Source organism: Neisseria sp. P0021.S007, assembly GCF_051956855.1.
In genome coordinates this window covers 1-565 of record NZ_JBQCXA010000934.1, presented here as the reverse complement: position 1 = coordinate 565, position 565 = coordinate 1, and the positions used below count along the sequence as shown (strand labels likewise).

General features: G+C 55.6%; 1 protein-coding gene. It reads right to left on the bottom strand.

Annotated features, from left to right (window positions below):
• Nucleotides 1–16 precede the first annotated feature (16 nt).
• Nucleotides 17–427: a YqaA family protein gene (locus ACTHUR_RS16815; RefSeq protein WP_440399824.1), complete on the bottom strand. Its 411-nt coding sequence runs from the start codon at nt 425–427 to the stop codon at nt 17–19.
• Nucleotides 428–565 lie beyond the last annotated feature (138 nt).

The following is a 565-nucleotide window of genomic DNA, read 5'->3' as shown; positions in this document are numbered from 1 at the left end:
GTTTTGCGCAAATGGTTTACATCATGCCTTTGATACCGGCGAGGATGATGCCGTAGCGCAGGATTTTTCCGGTCAGGAGCATGAGTGCGGAGGTGTAGGGGTTGAGCCTGAGCCAGCCTGCGGCAATGGGCAGCGCGTCGCCGCTAACGGGCAGCCAGGCAAACAAAAGGGGCAGGGTGCCCCAGCGTCGGAGCAGGCGCAGGGTCTTTTCAGACGACATTTTCTTGGACGGAATCAGCCGCCCCATCCAATAGGAAACCATGCTGCCCAAGCCGTTTGCCAGTCCGGCGCACAACCACGCGCCGTATGCCTGTTCTGGATAGGTGTAGATAAACGCGGCGAAGGCGGCTTCGGACGTGCCGGGCAGGATGGTGGCGGAGGTAAAGGCGGAGGCGGCGAGTCCGAGGTAGGCGTAAATGAGGGGCATGGCGGATAAGTTTGCGTCAGGTCAAAGGTCGTCTGAAATAAGATTTTAAGTCGTTTGCGGGTAGGTTAATTGTAAAATTCAGACGGATTCTGTCTACAAAAATGCGTTATCGGACAGAATCTTGCTGAAACTCTATGT

What these genes read in the sequence shown, in the direction of transcription:
- ACTHUR_RS16815 (WP_440399824.1), bottom strand. Translation starts at nt 427, where the DNA reads ATGCCCCTCATTTACGCCTACCTCGGACTCGCCGCCTCCGCCTTTACC.